Origin of the sequence: Blautia luti, assembly GCF_033096465.1 — a bacterium.
Classification (GTDB): Bacteria; Bacillota; Clostridia; order Lachnospirales; family Lachnospiraceae; genus Blautia_A; species Blautia_A luti.
Window position 1 is genome coordinate 1,290,639 of the sequence record NZ_AP028156.1, and the last position, 26,482, is coordinate 1,317,120.

Annotated in this window: 24 protein-coding genes; 22 read left to right on the plus strand and 2 right to left on the minus strand. The window is 45.9% G+C overall.

The features are described 5' to 3' along the window. Positions 1-2 precede the first annotated feature (2 nt). Positions 3-326 (plus strand): putative signal transducing protein, encoded by a 324-nt coding sequence (locus tag R8695_RS06010; RefSeq protein ID WP_154780962.1) that lies wholly within the window; start codon positions 3-5, stop codon positions 324-326. Positions 327-488: 162 nt separating this feature from the next. Here the strand turns inward: R8695_RS06010 and R8695_RS06015 are convergent, their stop codons facing one another. Continuing rightward, positions 489-1,370, minus strand: coding sequence for an RluA family pseudouridine synthase (locus R8695_RS06015; protein ID WP_118509545.1), 882 nt, complete (start codon positions 1,368-1,370; stop codon positions 489-491). 146 nt (positions 1,371-1,516) lie between these two features. On the opposite strand from R8695_RS06015, the gene R8695_RS06020 reads away from it, so the two are divergent. The 11 genes from R8695_RS06020 to R8695_RS06070 all read left to right on the plus strand — a co-directional run bounded on the left by R8695_RS06020 (position 1,517) and on the right by R8695_RS06070 (position 14,782). After that, positions 1,517-2,860, plus strand: coding sequence for an MATE family efflux transporter (locus R8695_RS06020; RefSeq protein ID WP_154780963.1), 1,344 nt, complete (start codon positions 1,517-1,519; stop codon positions 2,858-2,860). A 167-nt stretch (positions 2,861-3,027) separates the two neighbouring features. Then, entirely contained in the window at positions 3,028-4,203 is a 1,176-nt protein-coding gene (gene cbiD / locus R8695_RS06025; RefSeq protein ID WP_154780964.1) for a cobalt-precorrin-5B (C(1))-methyltransferase CbiD, read from the plus strand. 37 nt (positions 4,204-4,240) lie between these two features. Continuing rightward, positions 4,241-5,017, plus strand: coding sequence for a precorrin-4 C(11)-methyltransferase (gene cobM / locus R8695_RS06030; RefSeq protein ID WP_118509640.1), 777 nt, complete (start codon positions 4,241-4,243; stop codon positions 5,015-5,017). Positions 5,018-5,053: 36 nt separating this feature from the next. Further along, positions 5,054-6,196 carry a cobalt-precorrin 5A hydrolase gene (locus R8695_RS06035; RefSeq protein ID WP_154780965.1) on the plus strand — a complete coding sequence of 381 codons (1,143 nt, stop codon included), beginning with the start codon at positions 5,054-5,056 and terminating at the stop codon, positions 6,194-6,196. Further along, entirely contained in the window at positions 6,189-6,920 is a 732-nt protein-coding gene (gene cobJ / locus R8695_RS06040) for a precorrin-3B C(17)-methyltransferase (RefSeq protein ID WP_118509549.1), read from the plus strand. The genes R8695_RS06035 and cobJ overlap by 8 nt, the downstream gene beginning before the upstream one ends. Further along, positions 6,913-8,910, plus strand: coding sequence for a precorrin-6A reductase (gene cobK / locus R8695_RS06045; RefSeq protein WP_154780966.1), 1,998 nt, complete (start codon positions 6,913-6,915; stop codon positions 8,908-8,910). The genes cobJ and cobK overlap by 8 nt, the downstream gene beginning before the upstream one ends. Positions 8,911-8,926: 16 nt before the next feature. After that, positions 8,927-10,324: a cobyrinate a,c-diamide synthase gene (locus tag R8695_RS06050; protein WP_118509551.1), complete on the plus strand. Its 1,398-nt coding sequence runs from the start codon at positions 8,927-8,929 to the stop codon at positions 10,322-10,324. A 108-nt stretch (positions 10,325-10,432) separates the two neighbouring features. Continuing rightward, entirely contained in the window at positions 10,433-11,407 is a 975-nt protein-coding gene (cbiB, locus tag R8695_RS06055; RefSeq protein WP_154780967.1) for an adenosylcobinamide-phosphate synthase CbiB, read from the plus strand. Between the two features lie 60 nt (positions 11,408-11,467). Further along, entirely contained in the window at positions 11,468-12,511 is a 1,044-nt protein-coding gene (locus R8695_RS06060; protein WP_118509553.1) for a pyridoxal phosphate-dependent aminotransferase, read from the plus strand. 44 nt (positions 12,512-12,555) lie between these two features. Then, positions 12,556-14,064, plus strand: a complete 1,509-nt coding sequence (locus R8695_RS06065; protein ID WP_154780968.1) for a cobyric acid synthase — start codon at positions 12,556-12,558, stop codon at positions 14,062-14,064. 73 nt (positions 14,065-14,137) lie between these two features. After that, the gene (locus R8695_RS06070) at positions 14,138-14,782 is read left to right on the plus strand and encodes a precorrin-8X methylmutase (RefSeq protein WP_118509555.1); all 645 of its coding nucleotides are present in this window, start codon (positions 14,138-14,140) and stop codon (positions 14,780-14,782) included. Positions 14,783-14,801: 19 nt separating this feature from the next. On the opposite strand, the gene pdxR is transcribed toward R8695_RS06070, so the two are convergent. Next, a complete protein-coding gene (gene pdxR, locus R8695_RS06075; protein WP_118509556.1) occupies positions 14,802-16,127 on the minus strand; it encodes a MocR-like pyridoxine biosynthesis transcription factor PdxR in 1,326 nt (441 codons plus the stop codon). A 155-nt stretch (positions 16,128-16,282) separates the two neighbouring features. Between pdxR and R8695_RS06080 the strand changes: the two genes are divergently transcribed. The 10 genes from R8695_RS06080 to R8695_RS06125 all read left to right on the plus strand — a co-directional run bounded on the left by R8695_RS06080 (position 16,283) and on the right by R8695_RS06125 (position 26,395). Further along, a complete protein-coding gene (locus R8695_RS06080; protein ID WP_154780969.1) occupies positions 16,283-17,152 on the plus strand; it encodes a pyridoxamine kinase in 870 nt (289 codons plus the stop codon). A gap of 31 nt (positions 17,153-17,183) precedes the next feature. Next, positions 17,184-17,723, plus strand: a complete 540-nt coding sequence (locus R8695_RS06085) for a TIGR04002 family protein (RefSeq protein WP_154780970.1) — start codon at positions 17,184-17,186, stop codon at positions 17,721-17,723. A gap of 14 nt (positions 17,724-17,737) precedes the next feature. After that, positions 17,738-18,343 (plus strand): TIGR04100 family radical SAM protein, encoded by a 606-nt coding sequence (locus R8695_RS06090; protein WP_154780971.1) that lies wholly within the window; start codon positions 17,738-17,740, stop codon positions 18,341-18,343. Positions 18,344-18,531: 188 nt separating this feature from the next. Continuing rightward, entirely contained in the window at positions 18,532-19,761 is a 1,230-nt protein-coding gene (hemA, locus tag R8695_RS06095; protein WP_118509560.1) for a glutamyl-tRNA reductase, read from the plus strand. Further along, complete coding sequence (locus tag R8695_RS06100; protein ID WP_118509561.1) at positions 19,751-20,242, plus strand: precorrin-2 dehydrogenase/sirohydrochlorin ferrochelatase family protein; 492 nt, start codon at positions 19,751-19,753, stop codon at positions 20,240-20,242. The genes hemA and R8695_RS06100 overlap by 11 nt, the downstream gene beginning before the upstream one ends. Continuing rightward, entirely contained in the window at positions 20,232-21,125 is an 894-nt protein-coding gene (gene hemC / locus R8695_RS06105) for a hydroxymethylbilane synthase (RefSeq protein WP_154780972.1), read from the plus strand. The genes R8695_RS06100 and hemC overlap by 11 nt, the downstream gene beginning before the upstream one ends. 2 nt (positions 21,126-21,127) lie before the next feature. After that, positions 21,128-22,636: a uroporphyrinogen-III C-methyltransferase gene (cobA, locus tag R8695_RS06110; protein ID WP_154780973.1), complete on the plus strand. Its 1,509-nt coding sequence runs from the start codon at positions 21,128-21,130 to the stop codon at positions 22,634-22,636. Between the two features lie 121 nt (positions 22,637-22,757). Continuing rightward, complete coding sequence (gene hemB / locus R8695_RS06115) at positions 22,758-23,741, plus strand: porphobilinogen synthase (protein WP_118509564.1); 984 nt, start codon at positions 22,758-22,760, stop codon at positions 23,739-23,741. Further along, the gene (hemL, locus tag R8695_RS06120; RefSeq protein WP_118509565.1) at positions 23,741-25,015 is read left to right on the plus strand and encodes a glutamate-1-semialdehyde 2,1-aminomutase; all 1,275 of its coding nucleotides are present in this window, start codon (positions 23,741-23,743) and stop codon (positions 25,013-25,015) included. The genes hemB and hemL overlap by 1 nt, the downstream gene beginning before the upstream one ends. A 312-nt stretch (positions 25,016-25,327) precedes the next feature. Further along, complete coding sequence (locus R8695_RS06125; protein WP_118509566.1) at positions 25,328-26,395, plus strand: lactonase family protein; 1,068 nt, start codon at positions 25,328-25,330, stop codon at positions 26,393-26,395. The last annotated feature ends 87 nt before the right edge of the window (positions 26,396-26,482 follow it).

The window sequence follows — 26,482 nt, forward strand, 5'->3', positions numbered from 1 at the left end:
ATATGTTTGGACACAAAAAAGAAAAAGATGCCAGTGAACCTGTGATCCTTATGAATGTGGCCGGCAATTATGAGCTGGGACTTGTAAAAAGCATTCTGGAGGAACACCAGATCCCGTGCTTTATGCAGGATCATGCCACAGGGGGATATATGAGACTTTATGCGGCAAGCTCCCTCTATGGTACAGACATTTATGTGTCTCCAGCAGACCTGGACAGGGCCAGAGAACTTACTTCCGTGCTGGATCTGGAGCATCCGGTGGAAATATCTGAGGAGGAGCTTGCACAGGAAGCCCTTGCTGCGGGAAAAGAAGAGGAAGAAGTCTGAACTAGTACATCGTTTCGTAAATAACTATACCAATCGCGTAGGATGCGGATTCGAGTGTGCAGGTCTAAAAACGCAGGCGTAGCGGGCTACGCTGAGGCTTTTAGACCTGTGCAATCGGATTCGCAGACAAGTGAGTGGTATAGTTATTTCGAAAACGATGTACTAGAAAGCAAAGCGAAAATCATCAGGAACCGGTGCTGTGAAAAGCATCGGTTTTTTTGTGACCGGATGGATGAATTCCAGCTGAAAAGAGTGCAGGGGCTGTCTCTGGATCCGGCTGTAATCCTGGTTATACAGATAGTCCCCGGGAAGGGGATGGCCGATATACTTCATGTGAACACGAATCTGGTGGGTACGCCCTGTTTCTAGATGAAGTTCCATAAGTGAATAGCGGGTACCTGTGGCAAGCCGCTCGTAATGAGTGATAGCAGTTTCTCCTGTCAGGTAATTCACTTCCCTGGTGATCACAGAACCTTCCATTCGCGCAATGGGAGCATCTATGGTTCCGGATACGTCAGGAACACCGTCTACAAGTGCAAGATATGTTCTGCGGATCTGTCGCTTTTTCATCTGCACAGAGAGAATGGCAGCACTGAGAGGGTTTTTCGCAAGGATCAATGCTCCGGTGGTATCCCGGTCCAGCCGGTTGATACAGCGGTACACGAAATCTTCTCCTTTTTCTGCGAAATACCAGGCAATCCCATTGGCAAGGGTATTTTCATAATTTCCGGCGGAAGGGTGGACCGGCATTCCGGCAGGCTTATTGATCACAAGGATATCTTCATCTTCATAGAGGATGGACAGCTCCATTTCTGTGCGGATGATATTTTTCCCTGATTCTGTTTCGGGAACTGTGACCATCAGATGATCCCCGGGTTTAAGAACAGAACGTCCGAAGCCGCGGACTCCATTAAGAATGATGGTATTGGGAACATTTTTCATGGAACTTAGTATATGACGGGAAAATCCCTCTCGTTTCAGAAAATCCAGGATTGTAACAGCACCTGTATTTTCGGAAATAAAATATTCAATAATTCTCTGCATGTTGATCTATACACTTTCTTTGTTTTTCTGCAGATTAATGTAGCAGATTTCCCGGAATATCACAAGAAAAAATACAGATTATTCACTTGCATCTCATGAAATTAGGCGTATAATCAAAAAAAGAAATAAAATACTGGTGAGGGAAAATGAAAGAACAGCAACATATTTTTACAAACAAAATGCTCCGGAATCTGCTGGTTCCCGTGATCTTTGAACAGGTATTGAATTCTTTGATGGGAACAGTTGATACCATGATGGTCAGCAATGTAGGATCTGCGGCAATTTCTGCCGTATCTCTGGTGGATTCTATCAATGTGCTGGTGATCCAGGCGTTTTCGGCACTGGCAGCAGGAGGCGCCATCATCTGTTCACAGTACATAGGACAGAAGAACCACGAAATGGCAAATAAATCAGCCAGACAGGTACTGTTTATCATTACTGCCATATCTGTTGCAGTAACTGCGTTATGCCTGGCTTTCCGTATGCCCCTTCTGCAGTTTGTTTTCGGAAAAGTAGAAGCTGATGTTATGAATGCATCCAGGATTTACTTTTTCTATACAGCATTGTCTTTTCCGTTTATTGCTCTTTATGATGCAGGGGCATCTATATTCCGGTCCCAGGGGAATACCAGAGGACCGATGGTAGTTTCGGTGATATCCAATGTACTCAATATCAGCGGAAACGCTGTCCTGATCTGGGTATTTCATATGGGAGTGGCAGGAGCTGCCATTGCGACTCTGGCATCCAGGATCTTCTGTGCAGTGGTTGTACTGTGGCAGCTGAGAATGGACAGACAGCCGATCGTGGTAAGAGATTATTATCAGATACGTCCGGATGGAAAAATGATCACCAGGATCCTTTCTCTGGGAATCCCATCAGGAGTAGAGAACAGCATGTTTCAGCTGGGAAAACTTGCCATCCAGTCTTCTGTATCTACCCTGGGAACGGTGGCGATCGCAGCCCAGGCCATGACCAATATCCTGGAGAACCTTAATGGTGTGGCTGCTATTGGCGTGGGGATCGGACTGATGACTGTGGTAGGCCAGTGCCTTGGAGCAGGCAGGAAGGATGAGGCTGTTTATTATATCAAGAAACTCAGTGTTCTTGCAGAGATCGTTATTATTGCAAGCTGCCTTCTTGTATTTGCCTTGGCCATTCCAATAACAAAACTGGGTGGAATGGAACCGGAAAGTGCCCAAATGTGCTTCCATATGGTGACCTGGATCACAATTGTCAAGCCAATCGTATGGGTAATGGGATTTGTTCCGGCATATGGTTTGAGAGCTGCCGGAGATGTAAAGTTTTCCATGATCACATCCTGTATCACTATGTGGGCGTTCAGATTTTGCCTTTGTGTATATCTTATCCGTTTCCAGGGGTTCGGTCCAATGGCAGTCTGGATCGGAATGTTTACTGACTGGGCCATAAGAGGGATTATTTTTGGAATCCGCTTCCACAGCAGGAAATGGCTTGACCATAAAGTAGTCTGACGGGATCTAAATACATTGACTTTTCTACATCAAGATTATATAATAATTCTCGGAAAATAACCCCAGAAAAGCATTGTATGAACTTTCAGGAGGGATTTTGTTGTACACAGAATCCCTCCTTTTGTGTAATGACATTTTATGTTATAACAAGTGATAAAGGAGCTACCATGAAGAACGGACTGGAAGATTACTATGTGATCCGTGGAAACAAAAAAATGCGATTCGGCTATACAACAGGTTCCTGCGCAGCAGCTGCATGCAGGGGCGCAGCAGAAATACTCTTAAGCGGAAAACGCCGGGAAACTGTACAGCTGATGACCCCGAAAGGGATCCTGCTCACGCTGGAACTGAAAGATATTCAGATAGAACCGGATAAAGTAACTTGTGCCATTCAGAAAGATGCCGGAGATGACCCGGATACGACCAATGGAATCTTGGTTTATGCATCTGTACATAAGAAAAAAGAGCCAGGTATTATCCTTGACAGAGGTATCGGCGTGGGAAGAGTCACCAAAGCGGGACTTTCCCAGAAGATCGGAGAGGCAGCCATCAACCCTGTGCCCAAGGCGATGATCCTGCGGGAAGCTTCGGAGACAGCTGAGAAATATGATTATGAGGGCGGTCTGGAGATTATCATTTCTGTTCCTGAAGGTGTAGAGATTGGAAAGAAAACATTTAACCCCCGTCTGGGAATCGTAGGGGGGATTTCAATCCTGGGAACATCCGGAATCGTGGAACCGATGAGTGAGGCGGCTCTTGTCCAGAGCATTCATGTGGAAATGAAGCAGCATTTTTTGCAGGGAGAGGAATATATTCTGGTCACACCTGGAAACTATGGTGCGGATTACCTGAGAGAACACATGGATCTTCCTTATGAGAAGAACATTAAATGCAGCAACTATGTAGGGGAAACCATAGATATGGCCGTCGATATGGGAATTAAGGGAATTCTTTTTATCGCCCATATCGGGAAATTTGTAAAGGTAGCTGCCGGAATTATGAATACCCATTCACACAGTGCCGACGGCAGGATGGAAATTCTGGCATCCAATGCCATCCGCGCAGGCGCTCCCCTGGAGTGTGCAAAGGAAATTCTGGATGCATCTACCACAGATGAAGCACTGGATATTCTGGAGAGATACCAGATGCGGCAGGGGACAATGAAAGAAATCCTTGACAGGATTCAGTTTTATTTAAACCATAGATCTTATGAGCAGATTCTTCTGGGCGCAGTGATCTTTAACAATACTTGCGGATATCTTGGACAGACTGCAGATGCCGCAGAACTGATAGAGAAGATCGGCGCACAGAATGAAAAAATATCAGGCAGACAACAAATATAATTCACAGGAAATCAACTCACCAAAGGAGGAAAAGAGTATGGTACATTTTGTAGGAGCAGGTCCGGGAGCACCGGATCTTATCACAGTAAGAGGTAAAAAATATCTGGAAGAAGCCGATGTGGTCATTTACGCCGGATCTCTGGTAAATCCCAAACTTCTTGAATATACAAAGGATATCTGCACCATTCATAACAGTGCCAAGATGACCTTGGAAGAAGTGATCCATGTAATTGAGAAAGCAGAAGCAGAGGGGAAAACGACAGTTCGTCTCCACACTGGAGATCCATGTATCTATGGTGCGATCCGTGAGCAGATGGACATTCTGGATGAGAAGAACATTGCCTATGATTACTGTCCGGGAGTCAGTGCATTCTGCGGTGCTGCAAGTGCCCTGAACCTGGAATATACGCTGCCGGATATTTCCCAGAGTGTGATCATCACCCGTATGGAAGGCAGAACTCCGGTTCCTTCCAAAGAGAGCATCCAGTCCTTTGCTGCACATCAGGCAACCATGGTGGTATTCTTAAGTACAGGAATGCTGGAAGAACTGAGCAGACGACTGATCGAGGGCGGTTACACAGAGAATACACCTGCAGCCATCGTATATAAAGCAACCTGGCCGGAGCAGAAGACTTTTGTCTGCACAGTAGGAACCCTTGCAAAGACAGCAGCAGAGAACAATATTACAAAGACAGCCCTGATGATCATTGGAGATACCGTGGCAGCCGGACATTACGACCGCTCAAAACTGTATGATCCGGAATTTACAACAGAATTCCGTGAGGCAACAAAGTCCAAAACTCATCATTCATAAATCAGTCTGGACAGAATTTTGCTGTGGAGAGAGAAAATGAAAATCGCACTTATTTGTTTCAGCCTTACCGGACAGGAAACCGGAGAGAAATTATGTTGTGGCCTGGAGAAAGCAGGTATAACGGCTGTACTTGCTAAAAAAAGTAAATATCTGCCGGATTCTATAAAGGTCAGCACTTCTGCCTGGGCAGGGAAAAAATTTCTTGATTCTGATGCACTGATCTTCATCGGTGCCACCGGGATCGCAGTCCGCAGTATTGCACCGTATGTGGCGTCGAAGAAATCAGATCCTGCGGTACTGGTGATCGATGAGTGCGGACGATTCGTGATCTCGCTTTTATCCGGACATCTGGGAGGTGCCAATGAACTGGCCCTGAAAGCGGCAGAGATCCTGCATGCAGTTCCAGTAGTAACAACAGCTACAGATCTGCATCAACGCTTTGCAGTAGATGTTTTTGCAAAAAAGAATTACTGCAGTATTTTTAATATGAAAGCTGCAAAAGAAGTCTCAGCAGCACTTCTGGCAGGGAAGAATGTAGGATTTTACAGCGAATTTCCTGTAGAGGGAAAGTTACCGGAAGGTCTGGTTTTATGTGATGAATATGGAAAACCTGTCAGGCATGCGCAGGACGATATTCTGAAGGATGAAGAGAGCTTTGGAGGCTGTGGCGATTTATGCAGAAATACAGGCAGCATCATGGCAGATGAAGCAAAGACAGACTGCGGGGTAGCAGTTACTGTGCATACGTCATGCAGACCTTTTCCATCTACCACCCAGGTAGTTCCCAAATGTCTGACACTGGGCATGGGATGCCGCAAGGGCAAGGACGCAGAGGGAATTGCAGAAGCTGCACAGAAAGTTTTGGACAGATCCGGATTATATAAAGAAGCATTTGAACAGATCGCCAGCATTGATCTGAAGAAGGATGAACAGGGGATTTTGTCATTATCAGAAAACTGGCAGATCCCGTTTGTCACATATACAGAAAATGAACTGAAACAGGTGCCGGGAGAATTTACCCCTTCACCTTTTGTAAAGAAGATCACAGGTGTGGACAATGTCTGTGAGAGAAGCGCAGTCCTTGCCAGCGGCAATGGCAGTCTGCTTCAGAAGAAACATGGAGAAAATGGTGTGACTACAGCAGTAGCAGCCAGAGAATGGAGGATACATTTTGAGTAAAATATATGTAATCGGAATCGGCCCGGGAGCTTATGACCAGATGACAGGCAAAGCGATCCGTGCAATGAACGAAAGTGATGCGATCATCGGATATACCGTATATGTTGACCTGGTAAAAGAATACTTCCCGGGAAAAGAATTTATGACTACACCGATGAAGAAAGAAGTAGACCGCTGTGTCCTTGCTTTCGAGGAAGCAAAGAAAGGCAAAACAGTTTCCATGATCTGCAGTGGTGATGCCGGAGTTTACGGTATGGCAGGCCTGATGTATGAGGTGGGGGTCAATTATCCGGAAACAGAACTTGAGATCATCCCGGGTGTAACTGCAGCGACAGGTGGAGCAGCAGTTCTTGGGGCACCGTTGATCCATGATTTCTGCCTGATCAGTTTAAGCGATCTTCTTACCCCTTGGGAAAAGATCGAGACAAGACTTCTGGCGGCAGCACAGGCGGATTTCGTAGTATGTCTGTATAACCCGTCAAGCAAGAAACGTCATGACTATCTGCAGAAAGCCTGTGATCTGATGATGAAATACAAATCACCGGATACCATCTGCGGTACAGTTTCCAATATCGCAAGAGAAGGTGAGGAAGCTCATGTAATGACTTTAAAAGAGCTGAGAGATACACAGGTAGACATGTTTACCACCGTATTTATCGGAAATTCTCAGACAAAAGAACTGAACCACAAGATGGTAACACCGAGAGGATATAAGAATGTATAAAGTTCTTGTTTTTGCAGGAACCACAGAAGGGTATGAAATCTGCCGGTTCCTGGCAGATCATCAGGTACAGACCATGGGATTTGCTGCTACAGAATACGGTGGTAAGTCCCTTACAGAAAATGAATATCTCACCGTACAGACCGGAAGACTGGACGAAGCAGCCATGGAGCAGGTTTTCGCTCAGGAGAAGCCGGAGATGGTGCTGGATGCCACTCACCCTTATGCAGCGGAAGTAACAGGAAATATCCGCACAGCCTGCGAGAAAACACAGACACCTTACAGAAGAGTGCTGCGTGAATCCGGCAGCCATGAGGAGAAAGCTGTTTATGTGGAGAGTGTTCAGGCGGCAGCTCAATATCTGGATCAGACACAGGGAAATGTGCTGCTTACAACAGGAAGTAAGGAACTGGCAGGTTTTACTGGGATGAAAGATTATCAGGAACGCCTCTATGCCAGAGTCCTTTCTTTGCCGAATGTAATGCAGGCCTGCGCAGAGCTTGGATTTGAGGGAAAACATCTCATCGGAATGCAGGGACCTTTTTCCAGAGAATTAAATGCGGCAATGCTGAGGCAGTATCACTGTAAATATCTGGTGACAAAGGATACAGGAAAGGCAGGCGGTTTTCAGGATAAGATTGATGCTGCTCTGGAATGTGATGCAGTTCCTGTGATCATCGGACGTCCTCTGAAAGAAGAGGGGATGTCAGTGAAAGAATGTAAGAGATTTCTGACAGAACAGTTCTTACTGATCCATCAGCCACATATCACACTTCTGGGAATCGGAATGGGAAGCCCTGAAATGCTCACTGTACAGGGAAAGAACAGCCTGGATCAGGCAGATCTTCTGATCGGGGCCAGAAGAATGGTAGATTCTGTGAGGCGTCCTGGGCAGGATGCATTTATAGAATACAGAAGCCAGGAGATCAAAGATTATATTGATTCGCACCCGGAATATAACAATATCGTGATCGTATTGTCCGGAGATGTAGGTTTCTATAGTGGAGCTAAGAAACTTCTGGATGTATTGCAGCAGAACAGATTGGCACAGGGTACAACGCAACCGGAAATTCAGGTTCAGTGCGGGATTTCTTCTGTAGTGTATTTCATGTCAAGGATCGGACTCTCCTGGGATGATGCAAAGATTGTCAGTGCCCATGGCAGGGGATGTAATCTTATTTCGTATATTCGTAATGAGAAGAAAGTATTTGCCATTCTCGGGACTTCAGACGGCGTGGCTGTTCTGGCGAAGAAACTGGTGGAATATGGTATGGGTAATGTGCTTCTCTATGTAGGAGAGAATCTGTCCTATGACAATGAGAAGATTTTTGTAAAGAAAGCAGATGAACTGACAGAATACACCGGAGATCCGTTGTCTGTCATCTGTGCGGTCAATGAAACTTGCGAAAAACGTCTGGAAACTCATGGGATCAGGGACGAAGAATTTATCAGAGGCAAAGCACCGATGACAAAGGAAGAGGTGCGTACCGTGTCTCTTTTCAAACTTCGCCTGACAGAAGATTCCATCTGCTATGATGTAGGAGCAGGAACCGGTTCTCTTTCCATAGAAATGGCACTCCGTGCGCATCAGGGTAAAGTCTGGGCCATTGAGAAGAAAGAGGATGCAGTAGAACTGATCCGCCAGAACAAGGTGAAATTTGCAGCCGACAATCTGGAAATTATCGAGGGACTTGCACCGGAAGCACTCACAGACCTCCCGGCACCAACCCATGCATTTATCGGCGGTTCTTCCGGAAATCTGAAAGAAATCGTAAGACTTCTGATCGAAAAGAATCCGCAGATCCGTATTGTGATCAATTGTATTACACTGGAAACCGTATCCGAAGCACTGGAAACAGCGAAAGAGTTCGGATTTGAAGAAAACGAGATCGTTCAGTTAAGTGCAGCACGTTCAAAGGCAATTGGACGTTATCATATGATGATGGGCGAGAATCCGATCTATATTATTACATTGCAGAATCCTCAGAAATAACTTAAGGAGAATCAGAATGAAGATTCCAAGAATATTGCTTGCAGCAGGAGCCAGCGGCAGCGGGAAGACATTGATTACCTGCGGCCTTCTGCAGGCGCTGGTCAACAGAAAAATGAAAGTGGCTTCTTTTAAATGTGGCCCGGACTACATAGATCCGATGTTTCACTCCAGAGTGATCGGAACGAAATCACGAAATCTGGACACTTTTTTTACAGATGGGGATACAACCAGATATCTTCTGGGTCGAAACGCAGCAGACTGTGATACTGCAGTGATGGAAGGCGTCATGGGCTTCTACGATGGTGTGGGTGGAATCTCCACCAGAGCAAGCGCTTATGATCTGGCAGACACTACGGACACGCCAGTGATCCTGATCGTAAACAGCAGAGGCATGAGCATTTCTCTGGCAGCTTATATCAAAGGCTTTCTGGAGTACAAAAAGAACAGCCATATCAAGGGTGTGATCTTTAACCAGATGTCTCCAATGCTTTATCCACGAATGAAGAAACTGGTGGAAGAGCAGCTTGGCGTCGAAGTCCTGGGATATGTGCCGAAAGTAGAGGACTGTGTGATTGAGAGCCGTCATCTGGGGCTTGTGCTTCCGGAGGAGATTGTGGATCTGAAAGAACGGCTGCAGAAACTGGCCGGAGTGCTGGAAGATACACTGGAGATCGACAGAATTCTCGCACTTGCGGAGAATGCACCGGATCTGAATGTACCGGGATCTCTGTCACAGAAGAATCCTGCATTTGATTTTTGCCTGCCGCAGAAATTACGGATCGGAATGGCGAAGGATGAGGCATTTTGTTTCTATTATGAAGATAATTTTCGCTTACTTCAGGAGATGGGGGCAGAACTGGTAGAATTCTCACCTGTTCATGATGCGCATCTTCCAAAAGATCTGGACGGAATACTGCTCTACGGAGGATATCCGGAATTAAACGGAGAAGCACTGGAACGAAATGAATCCATGAAAACAGAAATTGCACAGGCGATAAACAGTGGTATGCCATGTATGGCAGAGTGTGGCGGCTTCATGTACCTCCATGAACAGATGGAAGACATGGACGGAATCAGCCGCAAGACCTGCGGAGTAATTCCCGGAAAGTGTTTCCGAACTCCGAAACTGACAAGATTTGGATATATAACTCTGACAGCCGGACAGTCGGTATTTGGACAGAAAGCAGAAGAAATCGGAGAGATTCCGGCACATGAATTTCACTATTTTGATTCAGAAAACTGTGGTAATGATTTCCATGCAGCGAAACCCCTCAGTAAACGGGGCTGGGACTGCATTCACAGTACCGACAGTCTTCTGGCAGGATATCCGCATTTATATTATTATGGAAATCCTGGGATTCCGAGAGCATTTCTGCTTAAATGTATGGAATATCATAAAACCGGCAGAATATAAAAAATTTGTTATTGTTCATTCTGTGCAGGCAGCAGAGAGTGAACAGTGACAAAGATTTTATAACAGCATGTATGAAAAGTACATGAGAAGAGGGAGTTTTGTTTAAGTATGATTTATTACAGTATGGCCGCCCTTGGGGCAGGCTTTATCCTTGATCTCATCATAGGAGATCCCAGGTGGCTCTATCATCCGGTCTGCCTGATCGGAAATCTGATAGCATTTCTGGAGAAAATACTTCGGAAGATTTTTCCGAAAACCAATAAAGGCGAACTGGCAGCAGGTATTGTAGAAGTAATCCTTGTCTGCCTGTTCAGCGGCGGGATTCCATATCTGATCCTGCATTTTCTGTACGGAGTTTCTGTATGGGCGGGACTTGTGCTGGAAACTTTCTGGTGCTATCAGCTTCTGGCAACCAAATCTCTGAAAACAGAGAGTATGAAAGTTTATGACAGACTGAAGAACGGTACTCTGGATGAGGCACGTTATGCAGTATCCATGATCGTTGGCCGTGACACACAGTCACTGACAGAAGAGGGAGTGACTAAAGCTGCAGTAGAGACAGTAGCGGAGAATTCCTCTGATGGGATCATAGCGCCGATGTTCTATATGGCTATCGGTGGCGTATGGCTGATGTTCCTTTACAAAGGGATCAATACCATGGATTCCATGTTGGGTTACAAGAATGATAAATATCTCTATTTCGGACGCTGTGCTGCGAAGCTGGATGATGTGGCGAATTTTATTCCTGCCAGAATTTCCGGATGGCTGATGGTTGCGGCAACGGTATTTGTAAAAATGGATACAAAGAATGCTGCTAAGATCTACCTTAGAGACAGAAGAAACCATGCAAGCCCAAATTCTGCACAGACAGAGGCGGCGATGGCAGGCGCGCTGGATGTACAGCTTGCCGGGAATGCTTATTATTTCGGAAAGCTTTATGAGAAGCCGACCATCGGGGATGCGATCCGCCCGGTAGAGGTGGAAGATATCAGACGTTCCAACCGTCTGCTCTATGCAACAGCAATTCTTGGCGTTGTAGTATTTCTGTTGATTGGTATAGGTGTACGTTTTCTTGTTTTATAGGAAATGGAATTATTTCGCAGACGGGCAGTATTTTTTGGCTTTTAAGACAGGGAGATAACAATGACGAAGCATATACATGGCGGCGATGTTTACAAATATAATCATTGCCTGGATTTCTCGGCGAACTGTAATCCGCTGGGAACGCCGCAGAGTGTGAAACAGGCGATCATAGACTGCGTGGATGATCTCGGTGATTATCCACGTGTAGGATGCGGCCCGCTACGGGAGGCGATCGCATCCTATGAACATACTAGGAAGGAATATCTGATCTGCGGAAACGGAGCAGCAGACCTTATTTTTTCCCTTTGCAGAGCGCAGAACCCGAAGAAAGCACTTTTACTGGCGCCGACCTTTGCGGAATATGAACAGGCACTGGTCAGTATGGGATGTGAGATCGCCAGATATTATCTGGAGGAACCGGTGGACTTCTGCGTGAAAGAAAATTATCTGCAGGTTCTGCAAAAGGAAAAACCGGATATTATTTTCCTGTGCAATCCCAATAATCCAACGGGAATTACCATGCACCGGGAACTTCTGGAAGGAATCCTGAGAAGCTGTGCAGAATCCGGGATCTTTATGGTGGTAGATGAATGTTTTCTGGATTTTGTGAAAGAACCGGAGAAACATACACTTAAAGGAAAGCTGGCAGAATATCCCAATCTTTTTCTGCTGAAGGCCTTTACCAAACGTTACGCGATCCCGGGTGTGCGTCTGGGATATGGTTTCTGCTCGGACAGTAAGGTGCTGGAACGGATGGAGGCTGTGACCCAGCCGTGGAATGTGTCTACAGTGGCACAGCAGGCAGGACTTGCAGCACTTAAGGAAACAGAATATGTGGAAAAAGGCAGGCTGCTTATTTTCCGGGAGTCTGTATGGATGAAAGAGAAGATGGCACAGCTTGGACTGAAGGTATATCCGTCGGAGACCAATTACATCTTTTTTCATGGTCCGGCAGATCTGTTTGAAAGATGTGTGCCAAAGGGAATCCTGATCCGGGACTGCAGTAATTATCCGGGACTGGAAAAGGGATATTTCCGTGTTGCAGTGAAACTGCATGAGCAGAATGAGAAACTGATACAGGTACTGAATGAAGTGCTTGGTTAAGCGTACAGTAACCTGTGATACAGGAAAAGAGAGGAAACAAAGAGATGGCAAAAGCGATTATGGTGCAGGGCACAATGTCCAATGCAGGAAAAAGCCTTCTGGCAGCCGGCCTGTGCAGGATTTTTAAACAGGATGGCTACAGAGTGGCACCTTTTAAGTCACAGAACATGGCGCTGAACTCTTTTATCACAGAGGAAGGCCTGGAGATGGGCAGGGCGCAGGTCATGCAGGCAGAAGCGGCAGGAATCAAGCCGTCTGTACTGATGAACCCGATCCTTTTGAAACCTACTAATGATGTGGGTTCTCAGGTGATCGTAAATGGAGAAGTTCTTGGAACCATGAGTGCCAGAGACTATTTTAAGTATAAAAAGAAACTGGTGCCGGACATTATGAAAGCATATAATGCACTGGCAGCAGAGAATGACATTATCGTTATTGAAGGCGCGGGAAGCCCTGCAGAGATCAACCTGAAGACAGAAGATATTGTAAACATGGGAATGGCAAAGATGGCGAAAGCTCCGGTACTTTTGGTGGGAGATATTGACAGAGGCGGCGTCTTCGCACAGCTCATCGGTACGGTGGAGCTTCTGGAGGAAGATGAACGTCAGATGGTGAAAGGACTGATCATCAACAAATTCCGCGGGGATAAGACAATCCTTGATCCAGGTGTGGAGATGCTGGAGGAGAGAGGCCATATTCCGGTAGTGGGAGTAGCTCCTTATCTGGATATCCAGGTGGAAGATGAGGACAGCCTAACTGAACGTTTTGACAGGAAACAGGAAGTGGATCTGATCGATATCGCGGTGATCCGTGTGCCAAGGATTTCCAATTTCACAGATTTTAACCCGTTTGAAAGCATTCCAGGTGTATCTTTACGCTATGTACAGCATGTCAGTGAATTGAAAAATCCGGATATGATCATTCTGCCCGGAACGAAGAATACGATGGAAGATCTTCTCTGGATGAGGGTCAATGGCCTGGAAGCGACAGTACTTAAGGAAGCAGCAAGAGGAAAGATCATCTTCGGAATCTGCGGAGGTTATCAGATGCTGGGAGAAACTTTAAGCGATCCCCACCATGTAGAAGCAGGCGGAACCATCAAAGGAATGGGATTGCTGCCTATGGATACAGTCTTTGCAGAGAATAAGACAAGGACCAGAGTATCCGGGAAATTCCTGGATCTGGATGGAGAACTGGCAGCACTTTCCGGTGCAGAGCTGGAAGGATATGAAATCCATATGGGAGAGACGGTACTGAAAGAGAATGCAGGTCATTGTGTATCCATTGAAGACCATGTGTCAGGAGCTGTGAAAGAGGATGGTGCATATTGTAAAAATGTCTGCGGAACTTATGTGCATGGAGTTTTTGACAGAGAGGATGTGGCAGAAGCCATTGTCCGCGCGCTGGGAGAGAAGAAAGGTCTTGATGTGTCTGAGATGACGGGAGTTGATTTCGCGGCATTTAAAGAAACGCAGTATGATATTCTGGCAGCGGAACTTCGAAAACATCTGGATATGAAGAAAATTTATGACATATTAGAACAGGGGATCTGATACGACAGGATAGACAAATGCACATAATTGTTGTGTGACCATACGAGAAATCAGGGAGTTTGGGAGAGAAAAAATGAAAGTAGAACTTGAAAATGTAAAACCAATGGATATAGAGAAACGCAGTTTTGAGATCATCACCGAAGAGCTTGGTGATACGAAGCTGATTCCGGGAACAGAGCTGATCGTGAAGAGATGCATTCACACCAGTGCAGACTTTGATTATGCGAAGAACCTCTGTTTTTCCGAAGATGCGGTACAGAAAGCCATAGCAGCCATCAAAAATGGTGCCTGCATTGTGACAGATACCCATATGGCAGAATCCGGGATCAACAAGAGAGTACTTTCACGCTATGGTGGAGAAGTATTCTGCTTTATTTCTGACGAAGATGTAGCAGCTACAGCCAAAGCAAATGGAACGACAAGAGCTACTGCCAGCATGGACAAGGCGGCAGCCATGGGAAAGAAGCTGATCTTTGCCATCGGAAATGCTCCTACAGCTCTGGTACGTCTCTATGAACTTATTGAAGATAAAAAACTGGATCCGGAACTGATCATCGGTGTGCCGGTAGGGTTCGTAAATGTAGTGCAGTCCAAGGAACTGATCATGAGTGCGGATGTGCCCTATATTGTAGCCAGAGGAAGAAAAGGCGGCAGCAACATTGCAGCATGTATCTGCAATGCACTGCTTTATATGATCGATAATAACAGAGGTTATTAAAAAGAACGAAATGTGTAATTCAGGTCCCGGAACTGTCTGTGATCTCTTTCAGAAGACTACAGGCAGGTGGGAAATCCTGAACCGGCATGGAAGAACAGGAGAGGATCAGAGTGACTTTTCCAGGTGATTCCTGCAGAAGCTGAAGGCGCAGACCACGAGTCTGTGCTTTTTTTTCTAATTCTTTCCAGGTGAGGGAGGTGGAGAGGGTCAGGGCCAGACTGGTACCGGCGGCTCCGATCTGAAGAGGAACATCCTGTCCGAAAACTTTCTGAACTTCCTGTTTCAGGGATTTCAGTTTTAATGCGTAAAGTCTTTTCAGTCTGCGGGTCTGAGCTGCCAGATGTCCGTCGCGGATAAACTGGCACAGAGCGATCTGCTCGGCTTTGGAAGCGGTCTGGTTATAACGGGAAGCTTTCTGCCTGTAGAGCTTTGCCAGATCAGTGGGCAGTACCATAAAACTGATGCGGATAGAAGGAAGAAGAAGCCTGGAAAATGTTCCCAGATATACCACATTCTGCCCGCCTGCCAGACCGAAAAGGGAAGGAGTAGGTTTCTGAAGATATACGAATTCATTTTCGAAATCATCTTCAATGATCAGGCTGCCATGGGAAGAGGCGTAGTGAACCAGTTCCAGACGCCGGGATACGGGCATGATCTCACCCCATCTGGTCATATGTGCCGGTGAGACATAGATCACATGACAGTTTTTGTCACGGTAGTGGATCTGGAATCCATAGTCATCGAAAACAGAACTTCCCTGGATGAAAGAGGAATTGGGAAAGGAAACAGTCCGACAGCTTTTTAGAAGGGGGCAGAGGATGTGGAGAAGACTCTGGATTCCTGCTCCGATGACAATATCGTCAGCACTGCACAGAACATTTCTCCGTTCCCTGACATAGTCGGCCAGAACCTGACGCAGATCCTCTTCCCCCTGCGGCTCGCCATAAGAAAGAAGACGGTCATCCTGGCGCAGTGCACTTTTTATATAACGCCTCCACAGATCGAACCGAAAGCTTTCCCGGTCCACACCAGAGGATGCGAAGTCATAGCGATAGGAAAAGTCTTGGCGGGGGGTGTCAGAAACAGGGGGATGCTGTCTGGAAGCAATGTCTGTTACATAATAGCCGCTTTGAGCTCTGGAGATGATGTAGCCGTCTGCTGCAAGCTGAAGATAGGCGCTTTCGATGGTAGTGCGGCTGAGTTTCAGTTCCTGGGAACATTTGCGCAGAGAAGGCATTTTGCTTCCGGCAGGCAGCTTCTGAGCGGTGATCAGTTCCCGGTAATAATGATAAACTTCCAGATATAAATGTTCTTTTTTATGTTCTTTATTTAACAGAAGTTCCATAAGATGCCTCCTTGTATTATCATGAGTTTCAGGCTTTACCAGAGCAGTATACTAAAACTGTCCTCTGAAAAAATATAAAAACTGGATATATTCATATACACACTCTGGTGATATATTATTACACGATAAAAAAGAAAGCAAGAGGTAACATTGATTTGAAAAAGATCGCAGTCATTCATGACCTGTCCGGGCTGGGAAAATGTTCTCTGACAGCAGCGATTCCTGTAATTTCCGCCATGGGCGTACAGGCCTGTCCGCTGCCTACTGCAGTGCTGAGTAATCAGACAGGATACGGCTCTTTTTTCTGGGATGATTATACAGACCGCATGGAACAGATCATGAAAGAATGGAAAAAAATGGATTTTCGGCCTGATGGGCTTTATACAGGATTTCTGGCCGGGGATGAACAGGTGGAAGTGATCCTGAAATTTACAGAACTTTTCTGTACAGAGGAAACGCAGATCCTGATCGATCCGGTTATGGGAGACCAGGGAGCAGTTTATAAAACTTACTCATCAGCCTTATGTGAAAAAATGCGTACTCTTGTGAGAAAAGCAGATGTGATCACTCCCAATCTGACAGAAGCTCTTCTTCTTTTATACGGAGAAGAGGAGATGAAAAAAAGAATGAAAAGCTATGCCGGAATGAAGCGGGAACAGATGCTTGAAGAAATCCGGCAGATTGGTAAAACACTGGCAGGAGAATTTGATCTGAATTCCCTTGTGATCACAGGTGTGGATGTGGAAGAGGAAGACGGTATCCTGAAAATGGGAAATCTTGTGGTGGAAAACGGGGAAACCCGGTGGTTCTTTTCCATTAAAGAAGGAGGTAGTTATTCCGGAACAGGAGATTTGTTCGCATCTGTCCTGAGTGCGGGAATGGTAAAGGGAATTTCCATGAAGGTATGTGTGGAGAAAGCTATTGCATTTCTTTCCGGCGGGATCCACGATGCGGTGGTGGAAGGAACAGACCGCAATGATGGGATCTGCTTTGAGAAATATCTTGGTATGCTAACCGATCTGTAAGATTGGGAAATAAAAAGAGGAGGGATTTATTATGTCCGAAATAACATCAGCAAAAGAAAATGCGCAGAGCACAAGTACTGTAAAGAAGATCACGGCCACAGCAGTTATGGCTGCCCTGACTACTTTGATGACAGCCTATATTTTCCATATTCCGGTGGGAGTAAATGGCGGCTATGTTCATCTGGGCGATACCATGATCTATCTTGCAGCAGCATTTCTGCCTCTGCCTTATGCCTGTGCGGCGGGAGCCATCGGAGGAGGACTGGCTGACCTTCTGACAGCACCGGTATGGGCTCCGGCAACTATTATTATCAAAATGCTGATCTGTCTTCCGTTTTCTTCCAAAGGAAAGAAACTGGTGACTAAGAGAAATGTGATCGCATTGTTTCTTGCATTTATGATCTCAGCAACAGGATATTATGTAGCAGAGGGAATCATGTTTGGATTTACTGCTTCTTTCTTTACATCTGTCAGCGGAAGTATCGTACAGTCAGGTGGAAGTGCCATTATGTTTGTGATCATCGGTACTGCACTGGACAAGATCGGATTTAAGACCAATATTGCGAAATAAAAGAGGAACAGAAAATGACAACAGATATCATATACAGATATAAAAATCAGGTATATTTTAATATTACCAACAAATGTCCATGCAGATGCACGTTCTGCATCAGGAATACAGAGGATGCCATCGGTGAGGCGTCCAATCTCTGGTTTGATCATGAACCGAAACTGGAAGAAATTTATAAAGCCATTGATGAGTTTGATTTCACAGATTGTAATGAAGTGGTTTTCTGTGGATACGGAGAGCCGACGATGGCCCTTGAGAACCTGATCGCAGTAAGCAAATATGTCAGGGAAAGATATCCTTTCAGGATCAGACTGAACACAAACGGTCTTTCTGACCTGATCCATAATCGTTCCACAGCAGAAGAGATCTGTAAGGCAGTGGACAGCATTTCCATCAGCCTGAATATGCCGGATGCTGCATCTTACAACGAAATAGTACGTCCTACATATGGGGAAAAATCTTTCGAAGCCATGCTGAAATTTGCCAGGGACTGCAGAAAATATATCTCCGATGTGCGGTTCACAGTGGTAGATGTGATCGGAGAAGAGAAAGTGGAACAGAGTAAAGTTCTGGCTGAGAAAAACGGGATTCCGCTGAGAGTGAGAAAGTATTCACCGTGATCTTCGCATAATCCGGGACTGACAAAAGAATGGGTGAACCACCGACAGGATAAGATTCTGTCGGTGGTTCGTTTTTTTTGGTATGTATCTGTGGCAAGGTTTTTCATTGACATCTGAAGCGGAAATGTTTATGATTAGTTAAGGAAAATTCGTGTATATACACAGGAGATACGAAGGAGAAACGGATTATGGGTATTTCCATGATTGGAATCGATCATAACATGGCGCCTGTAGACATACGCGCTCTTTTTGCGTTTACAAAGAAAAGTGCAGGGGAAGCCATGGAAAAAATAAAAAGTTACAAAGGAATCTACGGATGTGTGATCCTGTCTACATGCAACCGTCTGGAAGTATGGGCCAGTGTGGACGAGGAAGAGGATGTGTGTCTTTATGACTGCGTCTGTCAGCTGAAAGGAATCAGTGATGATTCTTATCGTAATTATTTTGTGGAGAGGAAAGATGAGGAGGCGGTAGAGCATCTGTTCTATCTTACAAGTGGTCTGAAATCTCAGATCATAGGAGAAGATCAGATTCTCACACAGGTAAAAGATGCTCTGAATCTGGCACGGGAGAATTTCGCGGTGGACGGAGTTCTGGAGGTGCTGTTCCGTATGGCGGTCACAGCAGGAAAGAAGATCAAGACAGAGGTGCCTTTTTCCCATGGAAATCCTTCTGTGATCCACCAGGCAATCCAGTTTCTGGGACAGAAGGGATATTCCATGCAGGATAAGACCTGTATGGTCATCGGAAATGGTGAGATGGGGAAAGTGGCTGCCCAGGCACTGCGGGAAGCAGGTGCAGATGTGACAGTGACCATCCGCCAGTACAGAAGCGGAATTGTAAGCATTCCGGCAGGCTGCAAGAGAATCAATTACGGAGAACGAATGGAATATATTCCGGAATGTGATCTGGTAGTAAGTGCTACGGCAAGCCCGAATTTCACATTACGAAGAGAACTGTTTGAGGAGCTGGAGCTTTCAGGAGAACTGATCCTGATCGATCTGGCAGTGCCCAGGGATATTGAACCGTCCATAGGAAGCCTGGAGGGAATTACCCTTTATGATATGGACAGTTTTCGTATTGAGGAGATTCCGGCAGAGCTTCAGGAGAATCTGGAAGCAGCAGGAGCCATTGTCAGAGAGCAGATGGATGAATTTTTTCAGTGGCTGGATGGCAGGGATCTGATCCCGAGGATCCAGGAGATTAAAGAAGAGGCAGTGAATGACCTGAATCTCAGAATTGCGAAAATACTGAAAAAAACCCAAATGGATGAAGAGGACAGAGTAAATCTGGTACAGGCTGTGGATACAGCGGCGGGTAAGGTGGTAAATAAACTGATCTTTGGCCTGCGTGACAGCCTGAATCAGGAAGCGTTCCTTGAATGCGTGGCAGGACTGGAGAAAATATATGAAGAATAAGCCTTTTTTTCCCATGTTTATAGACTTATCAGATAAAAATATTGTTGTGGTAGGAGGCGGAAGCATTGCCACACGCAGAGTAAAAACATTGCTGGCATTTACCAGAAATATTAAGGTGGTGGCACCGAAGGTTACCACGGAAATGATGGAAATGGCGAAAGCGGGTTATGTGAAACTTACCGCCCGCCCTGTGAAACGGTCAGATTTTGCCATGGCATATATGGTGATCGCGGCTACCAATGATAGGAAATTAAATGATGAGATCCACAGGATCTGCAAGCAGGAAGGGATTTACGTAAACGTAGCTAGCGACAGGGATCAGTGTGATTTCTATTTTCCGGGCATTTATATGCAGGATGAGCTGGTAGTGGGGATCACAGCCAGCGGACTGAACCATAAGAAAGCCAGAAGGATCAGGGAAGAGATCCAGAAAGCCCTGGAAAAAGTGGCACAGGAGGATGACGAGGAAGATGACGACTAAAGCAATCATTGGCAGCAGGGAGAGCCAGCTTGCTGTTTTACAGAGTGAGATGGTAAAAGCCTACATAGAACAGCAGAATCCGGGAATGGAAATAGAGATTCTGACCATGAAGACTACCGGGGATATCATTCTGGACCGTACTCTGGACAAGGTAGGGGGCAAGGGCCTTTTTGTAAAAGAATTGGACAGGGCTTTGATGGATGGAAGAAGCAATCTTTCTGTACACAGTCTGAAAGACATGCCGATGGAAGTGCCGGAAGAACTTCCGCTGCTGGCTTTTTCGAAGAGAGAGGATCCGAGAGATGTTCTGGTATTTCCTGAAGGGATGACTGAACTGGATCCGGCGAAACCGCTGGGATGTTCCAGCTTAAGAAGAATCCTGCAGTTAAAGAAATTATATCCTGATATGGAAGTAAAGAGTATTCGCGGAAATCTGCAGACAAGACTGCGTAAGCTGGATGACGGAGAATATTCCGGACTGATCCTGGCTGCAGCAGGGCTGAAACGTCTGGGACTTGAGAAGAGGATCAACCGGTATTTTACACCGGATGAGATGATCCCGGCAGCAGGGCAGGGAATCCTGGCAGTGCAGGGACGTAAGAATCAGGATTACTCTTATCTGGATGGATACTGTGACAGGGATGCATGGATCGCAGGAAGTGCAGAGCGTTCTTATGTGAAATATCTGGATGGAGGATGTTCCTCTCCTGTAGCGGCATTTGCTGAGGTGAACGGGGATGAGATCTTTATCCGCGGGTTATATTACAGTGAAGCAACAGGTAAATGGATCACAGGACAGATAAAAGGCGCTGCTGATAATGGGGCAGAACTTGGTGTCACGCTTGCGAAGCAGCTCAAAGATGACTGTGAGAGGGGAGAATAAAAATGGCAGCAGGTAAAGTTTGGCTGGTTGGTGCAGGACCGGGAGATATCGGGCTCTTTACATTAAAGGGCGAGGCAGTTTTGCAGCAGGCAGATGTAGTGGTATATGACAGCCTGGTGGGTGAGGGAGTACTTGCAAGGATTCCGGAGCATGCCAGACTGATTAATGTAGGAAAGAGAGCAAGTCATCATACCATGGTGCAGGAGGATATCAATAAAGTCCTTCTGGAGGAAGCGCAGAAAGGAAACAAAGTCGTGAGACTTAAAGGCGGTGATCCGTTCCTCTTTGGCAGAGGCGGCGAGGAACTGGAACTTCTTTCCGAGAATGGGATTTCGTATGAGATCGTACCAGGAGTCACATCTCCGATCTCTGTTCCTGCTTATAATGGAATTCCGGTGACACACAGAGATTTCTGTTCTTCCCTGCATATTATTACAGGACATAAACGTGCAGGACAAACATATGACATTGATTTCAGGGCACTGACCCAGACAAAAGGAACGTTGGTGTTTCTGATGGGAATCGCTGCGCTGGAAGATATCTGTAAGGGACTTCTCAATGGAGGCATGGATCCGGAGATGCCGGCAGCAGTGCTTCAGAAAGGAACGACTGCAGGACAGAAGCGTGTGGTTGCAACGGTAAGTACTCTGAATGCAGAAGTGGACAGACAGGGAATTGAGACACCTGCGATTATTGTTGTGGGAAAGGTGTGCTCACTGGCAGATAGATTTGCCTGGTATGAGAAACTTCCGCTGGCAGGCTGGAAAGTACTGGTGACAAGACCAAGACAGCATATTTCCAAGACAGCAGATCTGCTCCGCAAAAAAGGCGCAGAGGTGCTGGAACTGCCGTCTATCTGCACTGTGCCTGTAGAGGATAACAGCAGACTGTATGAGGCATTTGAGAAGCTGGCTGCCTATCAGTGGATCATTTTTACCAGCCCGGTAGGTGTGGAGATCTTTTTTGACGAGATGGACAGAAAAGAGATGGATGTGCGCAGTCTGGGACAGGCAAAGATCGCAGTGATCGGCGAGGGTACGAAGAAGAAACTGAAAGAACATCATCTTCTGGCAGATTTTATGCCGAGTGTGTATGACGGAGAGACTCTGGGAACAGAACTTGCAAAAGAACTGCAGGGAGATGAGAAGATCCTGATTCCCAGGGCAGAAGCCGGAAATAAGAAGCTGACAGAACTGCTGGAACAGACAGGAGCCAAAGTAGATGATATTGCTACTTACACAACCTGCTATGAAAAGAGCAGACTGATCGATGAGAAGAAAGAATTCGAGACAGGCAGTGTGGACTGCGTGGTATTTACCAGTGCTTCTACTGTAAGGGGTTTTGTGGAGGGAACTCCGGGGCTTGATTATACATCTGTAAAGGCGGCATGTATCGGAAAGCAGACGAAAGCTGCTGCAGATGCATACGGAATGCAGACCCGGATGGCGAAAAAAGCAACTATTGAGAGTCTGATCGAATTAGTAGAAGAAATGAAACAGGAAAATTGTTGATAAAATATATTTTATATTTATTGCCTGAAATGAGATTTTGTCTGGCGTTTTGAAGCGATATTTATAAATACAAACAGAATTTATGGAATCGGGCAATAGCAGTAAAAGGAGCGAAAGAAACATGGACTTAATTCAGAGACCAAGAAGATTAAGAGGCAGCGAAAAGTTAAGAAAAATGGTAAGAGAGACAAGAATGGACAAGTCTTCCCTTATCTATCCGTTATTTGTAAAAGAGGGAACAGGGATCGAAGAAGAAATCCCGTCCATGGAAGGGCAGTACCGCTACAGTGTAGACCGCCTTCCATTTGAACTGGAACGTCTGCAGAATGCAGGTGTAAATAACATTATGCTGTTCGGTATCCCGGATCATAAGGATGAAGTAGGAAGTGGAGCATACGATCCCAACGGAATCGTGCAGAAAGCTTTAAGAGAAGCAAAGAAGCAGTTCCCGGATATGTACTATATTACTGATGTATGCATGTGCGAATACACTTCTCATGGTCACTGCGGAGTTCTCTGCGGTCATGATGTAAATAACGATGCCACACTGGAATTACTGGCCAAGACAGCTGTTTCCCATGTAGAGGCAGGTGCGGATATGGTTGCTCCGTCTGATATGATGGACGGACGTGTACGTGCGATCCGTGAAGCACTGGATGCAAACGGACATTATGAAGCGCCAATCATGTCTTATGCTGTAAAATATGCGTCGGCATTCTATGGCCCATTCCGTGATGCTGCAGGTTCTGCGCCGTCTTTTGGCGACAGAAAGAGCTATCAGATGGATTTCCACAACAGAAGAGAGGGCATGAAAGAGGCTCTCACAGATGTGGAAGAAGGAGCGGATATCATCATGGTAAAACCTGCCATGTCTTATCTGGATATGGTTTCCGAAGTTTCCAAGGCTGTAAATGTACCGGTTGCCACCTACAGTGTAAGCGGTGAGTATGCAATGGTAAAAGCTGCTGCAAAGATGGGCTGGATCGAGGAAGAACGTATCATGTGTGAGATGGCAGTCAGCGCTTACCGTGCAGGTGCACAGATTTATCTGACCTATTATGCGAAAGAACTTGCGAAATGTATGGATGAAGGGAGAATCGGCTGATGGGATTATCAGAGGAATTATTTGACAGAGCAGTGAAAGTGATCCCGGGCGGTGTAAACAGCCCGGTACGTGCCTATGGCCCGATCGGTATGGCACCGAGATTTATTGACCACGCAGATGGATGTTATATTTATGATGTTGAAGGAAATGAATATGTAGATTATATTGATTCCTGGGGACCGATGATCCTGGGACATAATTTCCCGGAAGTAAAGAAAAGCGTACTGAAGGCATGTGAAAAGGGTCTGAGTTTTGGCTGTGCTACTGCGATTGAAGTGGAGATGGCTGAGTTTATCTGCGACCATATTCCCCATGTGGACATGGTGCGTATGGTAAATTCCGGTACAGAGGCTGTTATGAGTGCAGTTCGTGTTGCCAGAGGATTTACAGGAAAGAATAAGATCATTAAATTTGCAGGATGTTATCATGGACACAGTGATGCTATGCTGGTAAGTGCAGGTTCCGGTGTAATGACAAGTGGTGTGCCTGACAGTGCAGGTGTGCCGAGAGGATGCACAGAGGATACTATGACAGCTGTTTATAATGATCTGGACAGTGTGCGTGCATTGCTGGAGCAGGCAGATGGCCAGACTGCAGCAGTGATCGTTGAGGCTGTGGGCGCGAATATGGGTGTGGTACCACCGAAGAAGGGATTCCTTGAAGGGCTGAGAAAGCTTTGCGATGAGTATGGGGCGCTTCTAATCTTTGATGAAGTTATCACCGGTTTTCGTCTGGCTTTCGGTGGTGCTGCTGAATATTTCGGAGTGACACCGGATCTGGTTACTTACGGCAAGATCATTGGTGCAGGTATGCCGGTTGGTGCTTATGGTGGAAGAAGAGAGATCATGGAGCTGGTTTCACCGGTTGGCAAGGTTTACCAGGCTGGTACTTTAAGTGGTAATCCGATTGCGATGGCTGCAGGATTTACTCAGTTGAAGTATCTGTATGAGCATCAGGAGATTTATAAAGATCTGGAGAAGAAAGGGGAGAGACTTTACGGCGGTATGGAGAAGATCATGGTCGAGAAAGGTCTTCCTTATCATGTGAACCATGCGGCTTCTCTGGGAAGTCTGTTCTTTACGGAGCAGGAGGTTGTGGATTATACTTCTGCGAAGAGTGCGGATATTAAGGCGTTTTCTGAGTACTTTAAGGGGATGCTGGCACAGGGAATCCATCTGGCGCCGTCTCAGTTTGAGGCGATGTTCCTTTCTGCTGCACATACGGATGAGGTGATTGACAGGACGCTTGAGGCTGTTGGGAATTGTTTCAAATAAGAGTGAGAGAAAGCTGCTGTTTCAGAGATGGAACGGCAGCTTTTTTGGTAAAAGGGACGCCTGAAACAACCTGTTTTTCTTCCAGGCCGGGTTTCGTGAGCTGGAAGTCAGAGAAGTGGGACGTATTTGGGGGAGTGAAAAAAGATGGGGTGTTAGAAATAGGTAACTTTGGTTTTGGAAAAATACATAAAAGTGGTATGTGTTGTATTGTGAGGATTGGCAAAATGTGCTATAATATCGACATCATATGGCAGTGCCGGCCAGATTAAACGGGCAGTAAGACGCAAAGGACAGCAGGAGGCAAGAAGCATTATGAGTAAGAAAAAATATGTAGCCTATGTGGGTTGTTATACACATGGCTCTTCCAGACAGGGTATTCATGTTTATGATGTTGATGTGGAGAAGGGCGTTCTTACAGAACGCAGCAGTGTTGAAGTAAGCAATGCATCCCACATGGCTGTTTCAAAGAATGGTAAGTATCTTTATTCTATCGAGGATGAAGGTGTTGCAGTGTTTGAGCGTGATAAGAATGGTGATCTGTCACGTATCAACAGTGTGAATATTGATGGAATGAGAGGCTGTTTCCTTTCTACAGATGTTGATGGTAAGTATCTTTATGTTGCCGGATACCATGACGGTAAGGTGACCGTTGTACATACTCATAAGGACGGCAGACTTGGAAGTTTGATGGATGGCGTGTTCCATACAGGACTGGGAAGTGTTGCAGAGCGTAACTTCCGTCCACATGTAAACTGTGTCCGTCCCACACCGGATAACAAGTATCTCTGTGCAGTAGATAACGGGATTGACCAGGTGAAGATTTACCGTATTAATAAGCAGCGTGATAAGCTGGAACTTGTGGATATTCTGAGATGTCCGAGAGAAAGTGGTCCGCGTATTATCCGTTTCAGCGATGACGGTAAGTTTGCTTATATTCTTTTTGAACTCAGCAATGAGATCAAGTCATATAAGTATGATGGAACCGGTAAGACTCCGGAGTTTGAACTGATCCAGACCATTGAGACAACTGCGAAGAAGGATGTACATGATACACATAACGCTGCATCCGGACTTTCTCTTGCAAATGACGGCAAACATCTTTTCTGTACAACAGCAGGTGAGGATACAGTTTCTATGTTTGAGCGTGATGAAGAGACTGGTATGCTGACAAGAAAGTTCACACTTCCGATCAGTGGTGAATATCCGAAGGATCTGGTACTTTTACCGGACGATAAGCATCTTGTACTGGCCAATCATGCAAGTAATACACTTACTACATTTACAGTGGATTATGAGAAAAACATTATTGTCATGAATGACAGACCGATCAAGATCACAGAACCGAACAGCATCAGGATCTGGGAAGTTCCGGAAGAATAATAAGCGCAGAATAAAAACCTCCGTCAGGACAAAAAGAAAGTCCTGATGGAGGTTTTTGCGTACAGGCATATGCACCTGTGTATTTTT

What these genes read in the sequence shown, in the direction of transcription:
- R8695_RS06010 (WP_154780962.1), top strand. Translation starts at nt 3, where the DNA reads ATGTTTGGACACAAAAAAGAAAAAGATGCCAGTGAACCTGTGATCCTT.
- R8695_RS06015 (WP_118509545.1), bottom strand. Translation starts at nt 1,370, where the DNA reads ATGCAGAGAATTATTGAATATTTTATTTCCGAAAATACAGGTGCTGTT.
- R8695_RS06020 (WP_154780963.1), top strand. Translation starts at nt 1,517, where the DNA reads ATGAAAGAACAGCAACATATTTTTACAAACAAAATGCTCCGGAATCTG.
- cbiD (WP_154780964.1), top strand. Translation starts at nt 3,028, where the DNA reads ATGAAGAACGGACTGGAAGATTACTATGTGATCCGTGGAAACAAAAAA.
- cobM (WP_118509640.1), top strand. Translation starts at nt 4,241, where the DNA reads ATGGTACATTTTGTAGGAGCAGGTCCGGGAGCACCGGATCTTATCACA.
- R8695_RS06035 (WP_154780965.1), top strand. Translation starts at nt 5,054, where the DNA reads ATGAAAATCGCACTTATTTGTTTCAGCCTTACCGGACAGGAAACCGGA.
- cobK (WP_154780966.1), top strand. Translation starts at nt 6,913, where the DNA reads ATGTATAAAGTTCTTGTTTTTGCAGGAACCACAGAAGGGTATGAAATC.
- R8695_RS06050 (WP_118509551.1), top strand. Translation starts at nt 8,927, where the DNA reads ATGAAGATTCCAAGAATATTGCTTGCAGCAGGAGCCAGCGGCAGCGGG.
- cbiB (WP_154780967.1), top strand. Translation starts at nt 10,433, where the DNA reads ATGATTTATTACAGTATGGCCGCCCTTGGGGCAGGCTTTATCCTTGAT.
- R8695_RS06060 (WP_118509553.1), top strand. Translation starts at nt 11,468, where the DNA reads ATGACGAAGCATATACATGGCGGCGATGTTTACAAATATAATCATTGC.
- R8695_RS06065 (WP_154780968.1), top strand. Translation starts at nt 12,556, where the DNA reads ATGGCAAAAGCGATTATGGTGCAGGGCACAATGTCCAATGCAGGAAAA.
- R8695_RS06070 (WP_118509555.1), top strand. Translation starts at nt 14,138, where the DNA reads ATGAAAGTAGAACTTGAAAATGTAAAACCAATGGATATAGAGAAACGC.
- pdxR (WP_118509556.1), bottom strand. Translation starts at nt 16,127, where the DNA reads ATGGAACTTCTGTTAAATAAAGAACATAAAAAAGAACATTTATATCTG.
- R8695_RS06085 (WP_154780970.1), top strand. Translation starts at nt 17,184, where the DNA reads ATGTCCGAAATAACATCAGCAAAAGAAAATGCGCAGAGCACAAGTACT.
- R8695_RS06090 (WP_154780971.1), top strand. Translation starts at nt 17,738, where the DNA reads ATGACAACAGATATCATATACAGATATAAAAATCAGGTATATTTTAAT.
- hemA (WP_118509560.1), top strand. Translation starts at nt 18,532, where the DNA reads ATGGGTATTTCCATGATTGGAATCGATCATAACATGGCGCCTGTAGAC.
- R8695_RS06100 (WP_118509561.1), top strand. Translation starts at nt 19,751, where the DNA reads ATGAAGAATAAGCCTTTTTTTCCCATGTTTATAGACTTATCAGATAAA.
- hemC (WP_154780972.1), top strand. Translation starts at nt 20,232, where the DNA reads ATGACGACTAAAGCAATCATTGGCAGCAGGGAGAGCCAGCTTGCTGTT.
- cobA (WP_154780973.1), top strand. Translation starts at nt 21,128, where the DNA reads ATGGCAGCAGGTAAAGTTTGGCTGGTTGGTGCAGGACCGGGAGATATC.
- hemB (WP_118509564.1), top strand. Translation starts at nt 22,758, where the DNA reads ATGGACTTAATTCAGAGACCAAGAAGATTAAGAGGCAGCGAAAAGTTA.
- hemL (WP_118509565.1), top strand. Translation starts at nt 23,741, where the DNA reads ATGGGATTATCAGAGGAATTATTTGACAGAGCAGTGAAAGTGATCCCG.
- R8695_RS06125 (WP_118509566.1), top strand. Translation starts at nt 25,328, where the DNA reads ATGAGTAAGAAAAAATATGTAGCCTATGTGGGTTGTTATACACATGGC.